General features: G+C 34.7%; 17 protein-coding genes and 1 pseudogene. All 18 read right to left on the reverse strand.

All coding sequences use genetic code 11. From position 1 onward, the window contains the following. Nucleotides 1-1941: pseudogene (locus ERL59_RS17530) on the reverse strand (hypothetical protein); the annotation flags it as partial. A 16-nt stretch (nucleotides 1942-1957) separates the two neighbouring features. Beyond that, nucleotides 1958-3103 carry a siphovirus ReqiPepy6 Gp37-like family protein gene (locus tag ERL59_RS17535; RefSeq protein WP_160647544.1) on the reverse strand — a complete coding sequence of 382 codons (1146 nt, stop codon included), beginning with the start codon at nucleotides 3101-3103 and terminating at the stop codon, nucleotides 1958-1960. Nucleotides 3104-3114: 11 nt separating this feature from the next. Beyond that, nucleotides 3115-4629, reverse strand: a complete 1515-nt coding sequence (locus tag ERL59_RS17540; protein ID WP_160647545.1) for a hypothetical protein — start codon at nucleotides 4627-4629, stop codon at nucleotides 3115-3117. Between the two features lie 2 nt (nucleotides 4630-4631). Next, nucleotides 4632-5480 carry a phage tail family protein gene (locus ERL59_RS17545; protein ID WP_160647546.1) on the reverse strand — a complete coding sequence of 283 codons (849 nt, stop codon included), beginning with the start codon at nucleotides 5478-5480 and terminating at the stop codon, nucleotides 4632-4634. Further along, nucleotides 5480-8095 carry a phage tail tape measure protein gene (locus tag ERL59_RS17550; protein ID WP_160647547.1) on the reverse strand — a complete coding sequence of 872 codons (2616 nt, stop codon included), beginning with the start codon at nucleotides 8093-8095 and terminating at the stop codon, nucleotides 5480-5482. The genes ERL59_RS17545 and ERL59_RS17550 overlap by 1 nt, the downstream gene beginning before the upstream one ends. 176 nt (nucleotides 8096-8271) lie before the next feature. Then, nucleotides 8272-8613, reverse strand: coding sequence for a hypothetical protein (locus ERL59_RS17555; RefSeq protein WP_160647548.1), 342 nt, complete (start codon nucleotides 8611-8613; stop codon nucleotides 8272-8274). Between the two features lie 41 nt (nucleotides 8614-8654). Then, complete coding sequence (locus tag ERL59_RS17560) at nucleotides 8655-9221, reverse strand: major tail protein (protein ID WP_328699975.1); 567 nt, start codon at nucleotides 9219-9221, stop codon at nucleotides 8655-8657. Further along, nucleotides 9221-9544, reverse strand: a complete 324-nt coding sequence (locus ERL59_RS17565; protein WP_160647549.1) for a hypothetical protein — start codon at nucleotides 9542-9544, stop codon at nucleotides 9221-9223. The genes ERL59_RS17560 and ERL59_RS17565 overlap by 1 nt, the downstream gene beginning before the upstream one ends. After that, the gene (locus ERL59_RS17570) at nucleotides 9541-9906 is read right to left on the reverse strand and encodes an HK97-gp10 family putative phage morphogenesis protein (protein ID WP_160647550.1); all 366 of its coding nucleotides are present in this window, start codon (nucleotides 9904-9906) and stop codon (nucleotides 9541-9543) included. The genes ERL59_RS17565 and ERL59_RS17570 overlap by 4 nt, the downstream gene beginning before the upstream one ends. Beyond that, entirely contained in the window at nucleotides 9906-10244 is a 339-nt protein-coding gene (locus tag ERL59_RS17575) for a phage head closure protein (protein WP_160647551.1), read from the reverse strand. Before ERL59_RS17575 ends, ERL59_RS17570 begins: the two co-directional genes overlap by 1 nt. Continuing rightward, on the reverse strand, nucleotides 10241-10555 hold the full coding sequence (locus ERL59_RS17580; RefSeq protein WP_160647552.1) for a hypothetical protein: 315 nt from the start codon (nucleotides 10553-10555) through the stop codon (nucleotides 10241-10243). Before ERL59_RS17580 ends, ERL59_RS17575 begins: the two co-directional genes overlap by 4 nt. Next, the gene (locus ERL59_RS17585; RefSeq protein WP_328699976.1) at nucleotides 10552-10812 is read right to left on the reverse strand and encodes a head-tail connector protein; all 261 of its coding nucleotides are present in this window, start codon (nucleotides 10810-10812) and stop codon (nucleotides 10552-10554) included. Before ERL59_RS17585 ends, ERL59_RS17580 begins: the two co-directional genes overlap by 4 nt. Before the next feature lie 14 nt (nucleotides 10813-10826). Further along, nucleotides 10827-11978: a phage major capsid protein gene (locus ERL59_RS17590; RefSeq protein ID WP_160647554.1), complete on the reverse strand. Its 1152-nt coding sequence runs from the start codon at nucleotides 11976-11978 to the stop codon at nucleotides 10827-10829. Nucleotides 11979-11980: 2 nt separating this feature from the next. After that, nucleotides 11981-12721, reverse strand: a complete 741-nt coding sequence (locus ERL59_RS17595; RefSeq protein ID WP_160647555.1) for a head maturation protease, ClpP-related — start codon at nucleotides 12719-12721, stop codon at nucleotides 11981-11983. Continuing rightward, a complete protein-coding gene (locus ERL59_RS17600; RefSeq protein WP_201763620.1) occupies nucleotides 12690-13916 on the reverse strand; it encodes a phage portal protein in 1227 nt (408 codons plus the stop codon). Before ERL59_RS17600 ends, ERL59_RS17595 begins: the two co-directional genes overlap by 32 nt. A gap of 336 nt (nucleotides 13917-14252) precedes the next feature. Then, nucleotides 14253-14732 carry a WapI family immunity protein gene (locus tag ERL59_RS17605; protein ID WP_160647557.1) on the reverse strand — a complete coding sequence of 160 codons (480 nt, stop codon included), beginning with the start codon at nucleotides 14730-14732 and terminating at the stop codon, nucleotides 14253-14255. Nucleotides 14733-14853: 121 nt separating this feature from the next. Next, nucleotides 14854-15279, reverse strand: a complete 426-nt coding sequence (locus tag ERL59_RS17610) for an SMI1/KNR4 family protein (protein ID WP_160647558.1) — start codon at nucleotides 15277-15279, stop codon at nucleotides 14854-14856. 212 nt (nucleotides 15280-15491) lie between these two features. Continuing rightward, a complete protein-coding gene (locus tag ERL59_RS17615) occupies nucleotides 15492-17213 on the reverse strand; it encodes a terminase large subunit (RefSeq protein WP_160647560.1) in 1722 nt (573 codons plus the stop codon). Nucleotides 17214-17223 lie beyond the last annotated feature (10 nt).

Consider the following 17223-nt stretch of genomic DNA (forward strand, 5'->3'; position numbering starts at 1 on the left):
CAACACAAGGTCCTTTTCCCACTTTTTCAACACATATGGATTACCATCACGATAGTAAAACTCGTCTGATACCGTTCCATCCAAGTTTGATGCTAGTTTTGTTTCTATATATAGGTAGTCGTTGTTTTGTTCCTCGAATGGTTGAGGTAATTCCCCTATAGTGAGCATTGGATTTTTAAATATGATTTTTGACGGATTGTTTGAATTACCTAACCAAAAGCGAATTAAATTTACATCTGCTGGGATAGTGAATGTTGCAACTGTATCTTCACCGGTTAATATTGTTGTATTTGGTGTTATTATCGTACCGTCTGTTTTATAAGGAGTAAAATACACGTAAGCTATGTCGTCAATTTGTTCGACTGTGTAAGAAAAAGTGTACTCCTGATTCGGCATAACAGGAACATCAACATAACTTGATTTCCAATTTCCATTTGCATTTAACTCCAATTCATTGGGTGTAATCACAGCAGCGTCCTCATGTAAGTTCCACTCCGTAAACGGTGGTAACAAGTTCTTTCCTGTCTTTGTAATCACTGGATTCGTCACATGTTTTACACCATCTACATATGGGAACTTCTCTGCTAGTTTATCCCCTGTATATTCGGGATCTACGTCTATTTTTGCGTATTCTTCGACTGTGATTTCATAGACTCTTGTTTTATCAAAATAGACTGAGTTTACAGCCCCTACGTCAGAGTAGTTATAATGAATCAGTCTCAAATTATCGATTTCTGGTATTAATGCTGTAACATAAGCCGTTTCCCATTCTTGACTTTCGGTGATATAACTATCAATACCAAGGGTATTTTCGCCATCATATAAATAAAATCTGCCTTTCGAATTTTCACCTATGCATTTTGTTTTCGTGATAGCTAATACATACTTTCCATCTAATGTATCATAAAATTTAAAATCTGCTCCTCTAGTAGTGTACAAATCGCCTAGATTAGCATCAATTCGTAATGATTTCCCACCATCAACACTTTCCTCAGAGGTATTTATAATTCCGCCATCTTGAATGTTAAAAAAGTGTAAACCATCAGGAACACCGTTCCCATCACTGTCCTTTTGAAAATCTCCCTGAGATGATCCCAATAAATTAACCAACGTCCTGCCTTTTATCGTTGGGTTCATCGGTGTATTCACTTCACTATTAACAACATTCAAACCATGTGTTAACATTTCCGTTTGTCTGTCTACATCAACTAACTTCGCCTGTAAATCAGCAATAGGAAGATCATTATGCATCTGCGTAAACTTCCATTGATCCACTTCATACCGATAAACCTTACCATCAATAGTGGTCTGTACAGTATCCCCATGGTTAGGATAAGGATAGGTTGTAGCAATATCGTCAAAAGTTTCAACTGCAACTAGCCAAGTAGTCTTAATTTCTTCGGTTGCAGTATCTAGTCTTTCAATCGCTTCTGAGGTATTCACTTGACGTAAAGTCTCATTTAATTGCCTGGTTGTTTCATTCGTTTGACGTTCAGATTCGTAACCTTCCATCGCTGCATTGACTTCCTGCACCTCTATGAAAAGCTCCTGTAAAGTGGTTAGTTCATTTTCCATGATTGCAAGTTCACTAAGTGTCTCTGATAAATAAATTTTAAACCTCTTTGTTGAAGTTCTCGTGAAGTTATCTTCTGAGAAAAATTGTAACTCTAATTCACAAGTCCCTGCTGTTTCTTGTTCAGCAAGCCCTAATTCATAAGTAATCATGTGATGCTGAGGAATTAAAATCCTTGAAATCACTGTTTCATCAGGTGTTTTAAAATTGACAACAATCTTCCCTATATTGCTAAAGTCTACCGGATCGCCTTCTTCCAAAATGACAAACTCAAGTACATTTGTATCTTGCTGTACAAAGGATGGTATGGGAACAATGTTATTTTGTTTTAAATCTATTTCTATGGTTTGTTTATTTGATGTCTCCAAATTTCTCACCGCCTAACTATCGTTTGATTTCTCCTTCTATTTGCCCTAACTCTTGTTTCAGTTTACTAATTAAGGTTGGTTGAGCATTTCCGAATGTAGCTTCTAGATGGATGCCTGTAGGTTCATATATTTCTGTTATTTCTGTGATCCTAGCATCCATTGTCACCCCCCAATCTTTATTTTGAACGGTCACCATATCTCCTAAATCATAATCAATCTTGTATTTAAACGGACTATGAATTAATATCTGCCCTTCTAAAAATTGCTCTTGTGAAAATTCTTGTAGTTTTTGTAGTCCCCTTTCATTAAGAGAACTAATAATGTCTTGCTCAGGAATAGACTGTTCATTTTCATCTGTTTCAGCTACATCTCTAGCATCGATAAAGGTTTCAATTCTTTCTAAATCTTGTAACTCTCCAACCTCCACAATTCGCCTGTTAACCCCCGTCCCTTGTCCTGCGACATAAGTAGTGTTTCTATAATTAAAATCACTCTCTGTGAATTGGATGGATTTCAAGCTATCAAACTCTGGACTAAATATAACGGGTGGGTTTTGAGATTGATTAACGGTTAAATCCCTACCTTCATAGGTATCAAATATCCATTTCATCTGTTCAAAGTTGAGATGAACACCCCACCCGATTTCTGAAGCCATAGAAATAACATTCACTTCATCGGCTAAACCTTTGTATCGTGACTGCCATACTATACTTTGTCCTCTATTTTGATTTGTTGCTAAATCGAGCATGGATATTTTTCTGTTCATATCATCGGGATTTACAATGTTTTTATCCACATAATGCTTTATGACTGTTTCAGTATCCCCTTGCTTATAATCGTAGGCTGTGTGAGAAGGTGGAACCGTTATTCTTTGACCGACAACACCCTTTAATTCAAACCCTTTTATACTCCAAGTCTCAGACTGTTTTCCACTTTCATTTAGTCCTATCTCTCGATGTTTAATGATGCCTACTTTGTGAAGGTCAGAACCTAGTAAAATAAGATTCCCTTTTAATAACTTGTCGGTATGATTTTTATGTTTATTGATATGAAGTTCAAACTCTCCCACTCCATGCCATTCTCTTGAAAAAATCAAGCTTTCATAATCATCAATTTCAGCTAAAATTTCTAATTGTGGTGTTAAAACTCGAATAGGTTTCACTTCACACCCCCTTAAGCCCAATATAACCAACCATCTACATCGACAATGCCCCCGAAATCCTCTCTTAAGCTAGTCACTTCTGCTACTAGTTGGAAAGATGTACAATCAAAATTCCATGTTTCCGCACCCGTTAAATCATAAATTGCATCACTGTCTGAATCTTGTTTTTTGTATAAAGCACGATAATACATTGTTGAGTCATCAATTTTACATAATGTAAAGGACATTAATCTTTCAAAATCAGATGTACTTGTTGATTGTTCACTGTTTGTCATTAAAGTAATTTCTGAACCTAAATTATTTATCAGCTTTAACCTAGAATAAGCACTATCACTTGTAATTGTACTTGTAGATGAGTGGAAACCAGTATAAGTAAGACAATCTTTTGAAATCCAAGGTTCACTCCCTCCAAAATCAGATTGAAAACTAATCATGGATGGACTCCCTTCAAATTCGTAAAGTACATCACTAAAACCGTCACCATCGTTATAAGCTTCGGGTGACTCCCAACGTTTGTTCAGTGTCCAAGTATTGGGTATGGCTTCTCTTGCTGTCCCAGAAATACCAAAAACCGAGGTTCCTTTGAGTATCTTTCCAGATTGTAAATTTTCATCCCCAGTTACATATCCAGTCCCATCGTGAAAACCTTTTGGAATGAGTATGTTTGCTGTGGAAGGAATGATAATCTGTCGCCCTCTATCCTCCATTGTCCCTACTTTTTCTACGCCTACAGCTTCACTAGAAAATGTTTTCCCTTTTAATACGTGTTCTGTTCCTGCGTTTCCCTTTGCTAATTGAATGCTATTCACACCATTCACTAACTCTGCAAAGCTAGGTATACCGTCATTGTCTTCGTCCAAAACTATTCCATCTTTGCCAATGATGGCGTTTTGGACTTGTAATTTCCCATCACTGACAAGTAACTTTAAATCTTCATATTGATCCTGTGTAACAAATCCTTGATCTTTTACTCTATCTAAAAACTCATTCCATTCTCTTTGCATTTCACTTGTCGGCACTGAAATTAGAGAAGAAACAAGACCGCACACATCTTTATTAAATCTCTCATCAGTAATCTGAGATTGTTCTATAAAAGACTTTCCAGCGGTAATGCGTACTTGTGCAAGTGAAATCTCATGTATCCAATCATCCCTAGTTAGCTCTGGCGGTTCAGGATTTGAGCTTGCTGTACCTTTTATAACAAATGTCCTAACATATCGATTATCAATGGATTTATCTAACCGAACGACAACTCGGTCTATTCTATCCATATCTGGTTCCGTTAAATCAATGCTCAAAGATAAATCATCATCATTTTCATACGAAAATCCTTTTATAAAGGCGTTTCCTGCTTCAATAAACACCCTCATATCTTCTCCATCTGCTTTCACTTCGAGCGTGGGAATATCATTTTGATGATATACACCACTACTCAAAAAATTACTGAAATAATTAGCAAAGTCTTGAGATTCATACGATCTAATATCTTCGTCTGTACTATTGAAAAAGCTATACTTTTCTGCCATTTTCACACCCCCACATATAAATTCCGCCAAGATACCATAACCACACTTCGCCCTTCATCACTTGAATAAGAGATTTGATTTTCACCTGTAATGAAATGAAAGAACTTACTGTTTAAATCAATCCAATGAAAAGCATTTTCTTTTTTCCCATCACTACGTACAATTTCTACACGTTTGTTTCCAAAAGTCGTTGATATGACAAGGGTTTCACCTAAAGCAACCTCACGATTGACTTTTATAAACTCGCCTGTCGTTTTGTTTTGAACAAAAGGGTTTTTCGTATACCCTTTGATTTCTATCTCTATCGGACATTTCACATCACCATCATTCATTATGTTTGTTGTATCTCCTTGTATACCCATCTCTACGGGGAATTGAAAAGGAAACGAATATTTTCCTACCCACGCTTCAAGAGGTTCACTTTTTGTTTCTAAATCCATCCAGTAAGGTGATGCACAATTGAACGTTATAAAAAACCTTTGGTATGCATCTTGCTTTTTATCTGGAAATATAACTCCCCCTTCAACAACTGCATGAATTTCTTTTGCAACTCCATCTTGTTCATATAAAATAACCCCTTCTTTAAGTTTTGTATTTAGAACTTGATGAAGGAGTCGTCTTTTATCCATGATTCTTTTTTTATTCATTTCTTTAATTGCACCTTCAACAAAAATTTCACGATAACTAAGGGAACTATCTGTATAGGTCATACCGTCTTGAAATGGTGCTTTTTGCATCTGAGTATCCGTTTCCACAGCTCCAAGTCCCTCAATATTAGACATATGAAATGGACTCGAATGACCAATTGAAATATGATCCCCTCGACTGTTTGTAAATGTTAATTTTCTCATTACCTCATTCCCCATTCTAACGCAAGTTGTCTAAGAGACTGTTGTTGTTTCCTTGCAATTTGTGAAGGAGAATCGACTGGCATATGAAAATGATTCGTTACATTCGTGCTGTAATTTTTATTCGTTGCATTAGATATTTGCTCATTTTGACCAAAATTAGGACCTCTTGGAATGGTAGCCTGTGCCATGTTGTTTGTGGCTCCAATCACTGCGTTCATATTGCGCTCCATCCCTTCGGCTAAACCAATGGGAATCCACTGACCAAGGTCCATCATGACTTTTGATGGACTGTTAATATTCAAAGCATCTTTAATGGTATTTTTAACTGCATTTGCTATGCTCTTTGCTTTATTCATTACTTTATCTCTCATATTGCCTATACCATCTACTAACCCTTGCATAATATCTTCTCCTATATTAAATAGAATGGATCCTAAACTAGAAAAGTAGTTTTTGATATTTTCCCAAATGTTCATAACTGTCTCTTTTACAGTGTTCCATGCCCCTTCCCAATCGCCTTGAAATAACTGTATAAACGTTTTAATGATACCCAGGATCACATCTAGTACATTAGTAATGATGAATTTAATACTTTCCCATGCCATCTTCACAATACCCTCAATGATGGGCCAGACCGTTGTGAAGATGAGCTGAATGTAAGACATAGAAACTTCTATCATTCCAGAAATATATCCAAAATGAAACTCCACTATATCCATAATGCCCTCAACATTTTCATTCCAAAATCCTTTGATCTTTTCTAGTTGTCTATTAAAAAACTCAGTAATTGCCCCCATAAATTTTTGAACAATATCACTAATAAACCCTAATGTTATATTGAATACTCCTTTAATATCTTCCCAACTTTTTTTAACACCATTTCTAAAGCGCTCATTCTTTTTATAAAGCAGTGTAAGGATTCCAATCAATCCTCCTATAGCTGCTACTGCAATACCGATGGGTCCTGTGATTGCTGCTAATACAGCCGATAATCCTCCTGCACCTCCAATAGTGGTCACAACTGGGGTGATTGCTCCTAAAATAGATCCAATTGAACTTACTAACGTTCCAATAACAACAAGTACAGGACCTATTGCAGCTGCAAAACCACCCAAAACGATCACTACTTTTTGTATAGCAGGAGATAATGCTTTAAACCAGTTAGCTAGACTTGATATAGCACTAGTAATAGGAGGAATCCAATCTCTAGCCATCTGAATCAATACCTCACCAACAGGTACTAAAGATTTTTGGAACTCTCTCCAAAATGTTTTGAGGTCCGTACCAAAATTAGCATGCAATGTTTCCCCTGCTTTTTTTGTAGCGCCTTCCACATCACCAAATTTATGTTCAACCTTCAACATAGCGTTAAATGCTTCTTTACCCAAATCCTCATATTGTGTTCCAAATAAATCTGTTGTAATTTGGTTTTTCTTGGTTTTATCTTCAACAGATTGTAAAGCAGTAACGACTTGTTTAAATGCTTTTTGTGCTACTACCCCACCTTCATTAAACGAATCCATCATTTCCTCTGCATTTAGGTTTAGACCTTCAAAAGCATTTTTCGTTGAATCTCCTGAATCTTTGGCTCTTTGTGCAAACTCCTTAATTCCATCCCCTACTTTATCCAGTTGAAATACTCCACTCTCAGCGCCAGAATAGAAAATATCAAACATTTCTTCACCTTTAAATCCTAACTCATCAAAATAGGTAGAATATTCATTAATTGAATCTAAAAATTCACCAGAATAGTCCAAGTTCTTTTGATAGCCTTTAAAGATGTAGTCAAAAGCTAATTCAGAAGAATATGCAAATTTGTCCATCAAAACTTTTGCTGATCGTACAGAGTCAGCTATATCCACACCAAATGCATCTTGCATGATATACCCTTGTTCGGTTATATTTTCTATTTTATCTGTGGGTAAATCATCGAATGTTCTAGCAACTAAAGCTACATTTTTACTTACTTCATCAAGATTATCACCGTATGCATCTTTCCAAACACCTTCAACAATTTCCCCATGTTTTTCAGCTTCTTTTGCTGTGAGTCCAAGTTGGGCTTGGATTTTATCTTGTGCGGCATCAAAATCATCGGCCACCTTCAAGGATCCTACACTTAATGCTGTTAATGGCAGTGTGACATATTTAGCAAGTGTTTCACCAACATCTTTTAATTTATCACCTGCTGCTTTCATAGAATCAGATACTTGAGCCAATTTTTTACTTAGATTACTCCAAGAATTAGTTAGGTCATCAATCTTTCCATTCACTTTATCTAACTCTTTTTGCATGCTATTCATAAAGGCCTTCGTTTTGTTATAACGAATTAAGAGATTTTCTGTTTCTTTCGCTTCCTCACCCTTCACCTTTACACTTTCTTCATACTTATCTCGAAGGGCCTCAACTTTTTTTGCTTGCAATTGAAGCTTGGTCGAAAGATGTTCTGATTGACTTTTTAAATCATCAACACTTGAACCAAACCCATCTACACTCGTACTTGCTACCTTAAATTCACTTTCTACTACTTTTAATTTTCTGTTTATGTCCGTTATGTTTTTCGTAAAGTCAGCACTATCCAATCCAAGATTAACCTTCAGTGATCCTACTTCTTCCATTCACTCACTCCTTTATAACACCTGGTCAATAAATCCTTTTTGTTCTTGCTGATCTTTTCGGTTATGGTTAACATGAACTTCTATCAGTGCATGAATCTTACGTAACGTACAGTGCCAAAACGTTTTTTCATCCATATTCAATAGAACGGTACCACAATAATAGAGCCAGTCCCAATCTAGTTGTTTTTGGGACTGGCTTGCTTGTTTTTTACTTCATCCTCATGTACATCTGGTAATGAAGTTTTAAAAGCTTCAGTTATTTTAGACATCACAGTTGACATGTTGGACATGTCGATCAGGTTTCCAACTTCCGTTTCTGTTAAATTCTCATGTAATAATGCAGCGTGAAGCAATTTCCGAATCGCCTTAAAATTCATTTTTTGTAACTGATTGAATGCTTCTTGTATATCACCATAATCTTCTTCTAATTCAACAAAACTGTTTAAATCAAATATTAACCGTCTGTCTTTTCCACTTAATTCAATCTTTATCCCTTTTTGAATCACGTTATTTCCCATTTTTAACCCTCCTTATATTAAAGACTAGAAATTATAGCCTCTTATGCTGCTTCCTTATATACACTAGTAAACCAATTATTAATCACTGTTTCTAAAACGCCTGCATCCCCACTCATCACTGTTGCTTTCCATGCATTATCAAATTCACGTTTAATGAACTTACCTGTAATGGTTGGTGTTTGATATTCGATGTTTTCTCCCTTTGTTTTATAGTTTGCTTCTGGTAATTCAAACTTCCCTTTATACAACCACACAAATTGATTTTGTCCGTCACTTGTAGGTGAATTAAATCCCAAAGCAACATAAGGAGCTTGATCATCAGACTTTTTAATCAAAACTCCCTCAGCATTGACTTCATGACCTAAAAGAAATTCCTGCATTTCAGTTGATAAAGAATCAATATTTAATTCTACTTCAATATCCCCTAAACTACTTTCTGTAGCTGCAGGGCCATCATCTGCATATAAAGTGGCTGTGTTCACATTCGGTTTTATTTTCGCTTCAATCGCTAACGCAAGTCGTTTTGGTGTATCATATATTGCCTCTGTTTCATTATCTGTTAGCAATTCAGCCACATGAATATTCTTTAATCCAATAATAATACTCACTAAAATTCCCCCTTAAATCGAATGGCTTTGTGAAAAATACTTGTATCCTTTTCATAAAAATCTGCTTCACTTGTTCGTGAAAAATCTTCTAATTTCATTCGTTCTTTCACTTGATCCACTATGTTTGTATAATCCGTATTACTCCATACATCCACTTGAATGTAATGTGCGGTTCTCTGCTCTTCATCGTCCGTATTTAAGGCCGATGTTTGGTTGTATTCAAAAAATGTAATGTATATCTTTTCACTGCCTGTGTAGTTTTGAAAAGCTACAGGTATACTAATGTCCTTAAGAGCATTAATAACAATTGAATTAATACTCATAACTTCAACCTGCTTTTAATCACATTGGCCATAACTCGTTGGATCTCATCTTTGCAAGATTCAAATGCAGGTTGTGCAAAAGGTTGAGGGCTTATTTTTGATGTTCCAAACTCCAAAAAATGAGCATAAAAAAAGCCCTGTTTAGGACCTACATCTAACTTTCCATCTTTGATTGCTGAGATAATGATATGATTTGCTAAATGTTCTTTATTTAAAGTAGATCGTGGTGCTAATTCTTCCATTTTTGCTCTTAGAACCTCTGCTCCTGCTTTTAAAGCTTCATCTGCAACTTCTTGACTTTGATTCCCCATTTTCTCTAAGTTTTTTAGTACATCTTTCATTCCTGTCAATTCAAATCCCATCACATCACTTCCTTTGCAATGATTGTCAGAGTTTTATTTTTCATGTCGTCATTTGTAACAGATTCAATGTCATAATAGTGCTCTTTATGTTTGACTCTCATTTTTGTATTAATCTCTTCTTTTGTATAACGAATCACAAAACGAATCGTATTTTCAGCTTGGATACTAGCAGCTTGAAAAAATTCTTTCCCTTTCATCGTTTTAATCATCGCCCAAACCATTTTAACGTCTATCCACTTCCTAGGATCATTATCTGGTAAAGGAAATCCGTTCTCATTTGTTGCATTTTCATCAAATTTTTGAATGGTAATTCTCTTATCAAAGTTACCTGGATTCATGACAAAGATTCTACTAGAAGTGATTCAATATGTTTTAATACTGTCGTTCTATTCTTACCAGATGATTCATGTTCAAATAGTTCCTTTAATTTATTCTTCTCTGAGAATTCTTCTGTAATTGACTTTATTACCTCATTTGCATTTTGATCTAAAACATTTTTTGAAATATCTTTCACTTCTTCTTCGCTAATAAACCCACCTTGGTGTAATTCCGTGGCTCTTTCTTGATTTGATTCGTAAAAATCACCTTTTTTATAGTGTTTTTTTGTGTTTTTATCAATAAAATCTCTAATGACAACGTATTTTTTCACTCATCTTCACCCCATTCTTTCAATTGTAAGATGATACTTTGAAATGCAAAATTCAATTTTTCGATACTTTGACTAGGATCACGATTTTCATAATGAAGTGTTACATACAACATCACTGCTAATTTGTATAAGTTGCTCTCTGTTTCTGGAACGCCTGCTTTAACTAAAAACTCAATGGCTGCATCAAGTAATAGAGTGAGGATTACATCATCCTCACTCCCATCTATTCTTAGGTATTCTTTTAATTGCTCAAGCATCATTTATGGTCCTATTATGCTTCTGGAACAACTTTTGCAATACGGAACGCCGATTTAAGTTTGATTTGATGGTCCATCCATGCAGTGACTACAAATTGTTCCATCCCTGTTTTAACATCTTTGTCACGATCGTATAACGCATCTAAGTCATAATTGAAATGAGAATACATAAATGCTCCAATAACTGGATCTGCTGCCGAATCACAGAATTCAACTGGTTTACCTAACACTTGCTCTGGTTGGGCAGTGTAAAGAGTTGCATTACCATTTGCAAGATCTTCGATAATATCTGAATAATCTTGATAACGCATTGTAATTTTAGCATTTTCACGATAGTCTTCATGAAGGTCAGCAATTGCATTCTTTATAGCTTTATAAAGGGTGAGCCCACTTACTTCTTTAATACTAGTAGCATAGAAAGACATATGTTCTTCACCTACTTTTGGAGAAGTTGAGAATGCAACTTTCTTTTCTTTGGCAGCAACTCCGGATTGTAAAGCATTTTCTACATACGAGACTAAATTAGTATCAGATCCATTAATTACAGTTTCAGAAACACTTGCAAACACTTTAAATTTGTGTCGTCCGAATGTAACAACATCTCCAGTAGCTTTCAACTCTTTAGCTGTCTCCGTATCATTAATAAAATCATCATCATCTAAAGCAAAGTCTAATTTTGGAATTTCTAAGTTTGTTATTTGAGTCACAGTGGATAATTCTCTTAAAGGATTCTTTACCGATGGTTCTACTAAAATATCTGTAGAAACTGTTTTTGGCAAAAATTTATTTCCACCTAATGAATCATTATCCCCTAAAGCATTGAACACCTCTTTTGATATCGTTTGTTTTCGCATAGTAGCACGAATGAATTCTGCTTTTGCGCCTGTTAATCTGGCTTTTGGATCTTCACTTTCTAAACTTGGATTTAAAGATGAGTTATTCTTCATTCTCGCTTGTAAATTAGCTTTTTGTTCTGCTTCTAACTCATCATGTTGCTCTTTTAACAAATCAAATCTTTCTTTCAAGTCCTTTTTTTGATTTTTTAAACTTTGAATATCTTCAATGGGTACTGTAGGATTCGCTGCCTTTGCTGAGATATCCCCCTCTATTTTTTTTAACTCGCTTCCTACTGTGGCTATACTTGCTTTCAATTCATATAATGTCATGTTTACATCCCTCCAAGGATTAAATTTAATTTTTGAATACTCGCTTCTGCTTCTTCTTTTAACTGTTGTCTTAACTGTTTTTCTTCGTCTGAAATGTCCGAATCAGTTGTTTTAATTGCTAATTCTAGTAGATTTTTAGGTGTGTTTTTGTATTTTGCAAAGAAATCACAATGAACACTAGCAGCAATACTCTTTTCTTCCTCTATCACGTCACATAACCCATAGTCAACACACTCTTTAGCTGATAACCACGTTTCATCATCCAACATACGAATTAACTTATCTCTGTCTAATTTTTCACCTGTTTTTGCAAGATAAGAAATCATCATACTCTCTTGAGCTTTATCTAAATCATCTGCTTCTTTTCTTAGATCAGATGCATTTCCCATAGCAAACGTCCAAGGTGTATGAATCATCATCATTGCGTTTTCGGGCATAAAAATAGTATCGCCTGCCATTGCGATGACACTTGCGATACTCGCTGCGATTCCATCAATATGAATGTTTATTTTTGCTTTATGTCTTTTTAAGATGTTATAGATGGCATTCCCTTCATATACCGATCCACCAGGAGAATTCATATAAATGTTTAAGGACTTTATGTCACCTAGACGATCTAAATCCTCTTTAAAACTTTTTGCTGTCGTGTCTGATTCATCCCATTTATACGATGTGATCTCACCGTATATCTGAATTTCACCCATAGTATGATCAATCGCTTTTACTTTCCAAAACTTCTCCATTATCCTTCACCCCCTTTCGCTGTGATGGATCCATTTCCAAAGGATACATATCTCCACTAACCCATAATTCATCTGCTTTACCACCACGTGGGGGTAAGTCTTCCCATCTTCTTACTTCATCTCTACTAAGCCACCCATTACGTAGTCCGTTATGATATAGAGCTGCTCTTGCAGCTGTATCTCCTCTTAACAAAGCTCCCACATTAAACTTGAAGTAATGACCATTACTTCTCTCGTGTTCATTAAGTAACTTGCGGTCAAATTCTTGCTCATACTGACGAACAATTGGCATTAATGTGAGTTGAACAAACACACGCATTAACTGTTCACTACTCGAATAACTTTGACCCTCGGTATCATTTAAAAAGGTCACTGGAACATTAAAAACATTGGCCACCCGTGAACGTGTAATCTTTTCAGATGTAAACGTATCTGCAGGAATGTACTTTCTATCTATTTGATGGATTTCCACACCTGGTTCTTGAAATAAAATACCACCATTATCTTGATAGAATCGTTTAAAATCTTCAATCACTTTTTGACGTTTATCGTGATCCACATTCGCATCATATTTTAAGATGAAAGAGTTTGAAGCACTTTGCATTTCATTTAAGCTAAACTCACGAACGGCTTTGTCATATTCACTGGTATTAGTCAAAACTTTAATTGGATTGATGCCTTTTAAACTTCCAGATCCAACGATATGTTTTAAATGTAAGATATCTAAATTGTGAAAATAGTACGTTTTGTGACTACCCATGACCTTGTACCATAATTCACGGCTGTCTTGATCAAACAAAGGCTCTACATAGGATGAAATGAAGGGTGTGATCCGTGAAACCTGTCCTTGTATATCTCGTTCAATCACTGCATAAGCATTTCCTGTTTCATTTCTCATCGTCTCTATATTCCGAATCAATTCAAAAGAGCTCATGTATGAATTTGGGGAATGAATTAATACATCGGATGCTGAGTTAGATACTGTGTCATAATTCTGGTGTAGCTTTAATGGAAGTGATGCCATACTATTAGATAACCTTGAAACAACACTAAAAATCGTTTCATTGTTTGCTAATTGAGCATTTTCTGGACCCCAAAAAGTACGTCCCAACCAGTTTGAAAAGTCGAAACCCTTTCCTTTCCATCCTGAAACTGCACCACGGATTGCTCCTCTAATCTTTTTAAACCATTTCAAATCTTCACCACCTTTCTTTGAATCTAAAATCTCATATTTAGGCCATGGTAAACAAAAAGAATCCATTTTGAAAAAAGATTAAAAAGATTCCTTCAAATGGATTCTAGTGAAATTGAAATTGAATGCTTAGTTCTTATAAAAAATTCTCTATCTATTTTTTTACTATTGCGCCATATCATAAGTGTTTTTGCCCCCATCCCTTTGAAAAGGTGGATTATAGGATTTTCCAAAAAATCCCCGTTAAATAGAGAATGGGAGCTTCCTTATTCAAGGAAAGCACCATATTGTGGTAGATCTCATTTTGTTTTTACATCCAAACAGTTAAATAAGAATTGTCTAGGTTGTAAAATCAATATTCATTTCGAGTTCTGCCACAGAAGCTAAATGCTTAAAATCGCTCAATATTTTAAAGAGAAATTCAGAGTCAATCTTAAATCCTCCAGTTAATGTATTACTCATCTTTATTTCAGAAAAATATTTTCTATTGTTTGTAAGTGAGTAATGAATTGCAAAATCTCCTTTATTATTATAATTCTCAAAAGTAATACTAAAATCTTCAGGCGTCATTGCTTTTAAACAAATATTCCCTTGTCTTGTTTTCTCCAACTTCTCCAACTTACTAATAAAAGAAAGCAATTCTTCTAGAGCAAACCAAACATTAATATTCCAAGCTTTAAATTTATTATCTAAAACTTCAATTGTACAAGATAAACTTGGTAATCGCTGATGTAAATATTCTTCTAGAGTGATCGTTATAATTGAAGTCTTATCATCAGAATAAATTATAAAGTCATATTCAGTTACAGGGTCAAACATTTTCTCACCTCATTAGCTTTATCCATTGCGTCTCATGAATTACTTTAATCTTAGTAAACCAAGACTTCTTAATAAGTTTTAATTTTATGTATCTTGCTCTAATAGTTTAAACTATTAAAAACTAATCTTTTTGTAAATCTAACCTGTCAATTATGAACTCATATAAATTATCAGCTTCTCTATCACTATAATTATTACCTGGATACCAGGCAACAACTGGACATTCACCATTGTACATTTTAAATGTATCTAAACAATAAATCCAATCAGCACCAGGTTCATATACTACTACATAACCCTCTGGAATACTGTATTCTTTCCAGCCTATTGTTTTATCTACACTTATAAGAGTATTGTTTAAACCTATACCATCAATATCTATGCCATAAAAACAAACTGAACCATATTCAGATAATATCCATTTATAACTATCTGGTAAACTAACATTCAATTTTTCTTCAATTTCTCTTATTGTAATTTCTGAAGCTCCTTTTAATTTGTAGACACTGTTATTTTCGATTAACTCTTTTAGCTCTTTTTCGTACATGCTGATCACCTCTAATAAGTAGACACTAAGTTTATATTACCATATCAGTTTAAATTCTTCTCAGTTGGAGTATCTTATTAATTCTCATTCAATGCTCCCCTTTAATGATAAGTTTACTCTTTTTATAGAAATACAAATTAATAGATCTAATTTGATCTTCCAAAACCTGGCACTTTTGTCTAATATGAAAGTCAAAACCTCATGAATCATATTCATTTTTTTTCAATGAGATCACTTATGGAAATCACTTTAATATCACCTTTACCCTTCGGTGAAGCCATCATTTTCATCACTTCTGAATGTGCATTTAAAAAAGCCGCAAAACCGTCTATTTTGCGGTAGCGACTATGTTTTTTGGGTAACCATCCCCCATTATCATATTTTTTTAACTTCACATTGTTAATGTACCATCTGAAGAGTTTGTTTTGATTAAAAATGACTTTACCATCAATAAACATTGTCTCAAGATCCCTCATAACTGGAGTTAGGGTTAACGCTCCTTGTCTGACTATTTCAGTTTTAAAACCATGACTTTCAAGATCTTTAACAAGCCTGTAAGCTTTAGCTGGATCATACATAATCTTTTCAATACTATAAATTTTTGACTGTTCCATGAACCAATCATATACAACCTCTAACCTAATATACTCTTCATCAACAATCGTTAACAATCCCTGCTCAGATAACCCTAAATAATCAATCTTCTCATTATTTGCTAATACTTTTTTTCTAGGTATCCAAGAATGAGATAAAGCAAAAACCTTACCTGAATCAAGAGGAAATTCAAGACAGGCACTTGTGAAATCTTCTGATTCTGAAAGGTCAAAACCTCCAACACATGGCATCTCTATTAAAGTTTCAATATCTATCCTTTTATTATTTCGTTGAATGACCTGATAATCTAAATAGGACTGTTCATCTGATTTAACGAATATATTAAAACGCTTTGTTATAAAATCATTCTTTTCTGCAGGAATCCGTTTTGCTTTTTCCCAATCCTCTATCATATCTTGTAATTGTATGGATATACCAAGATTAGGATTAGCTTTGATCCACATTTCAGGCTTTTCAAATTCAATTTCATCATCTAAACTAGCAAGATAATAAAAGGTTCGTTCATCTTCGATAAGACCATTCAATACATCGACACCTTGTTCATAATAATCTACTAACGGACCATCTAATTGATAGCCTGCAGTGGTAATATAGATTAATAAAGGTTGTTTCCTACTTCCTCTAGAGTTTTTAATGACATTGATTAATTTGTAGTCCTTATATTCATGGATTTCATCAAAAATACCAAGGTGAGTATTTAACCCATCCAACTTATCACTATCCGTTGCTTGTGGTTCTATTTTTGAAAAGGTCTTATCAAAGTGAATAGCATCCCTTAATGTCCTAAACCTTTTCTTTAATTGAGGTGAAGATCTAATCATTTTCTTAGATTCATCAAACAATAATCTAGCTTGTTTCATGGAGTTGGCTAGCAAAACAACATCGGCACCATTCTCATTGTCTTTACTACAACCATAGTTTGCAGTTCCTGAGATCATTGTCGTTTTTCCATTCTTTCTACCTACAAAAATAATACATTCTTTAAACCGTCTTACCCCTGTATCTTTATGAATCCACCCATATGTGGACCCTAAAACAAAATGCTGCCAAGGTTGAAGTATTAACTGCTTAAAATCACCTTTTGATGGTTTACAGAAACTTTCAATAAAACATATCGGTCTTTGACCTGTTTTTTCTATAAAAATGTAAGGAAAATCATTATTTTTTTGTCTTTTTAGATCATCTAAGTGTCTTTTACAAGCTAAAATAACCTCTTTACAAGCTATGATTTTACCTTTCACTACCTGTTCTGCGTACCAAGTAGTTAGAAGCGATTGAGCAGGTTTTATGAGCACATTGAGAGTCCCTGTATTAGAAATCTTCGAATCC

This window comes from Chengkuizengella marina, from assembly GCF_009910845.1.
Lineage (GTDB): Bacteria > Bacillota > Bacilli > Paenibacillales > KCTC-33759 > Chengkuizengella > Chengkuizengella marina.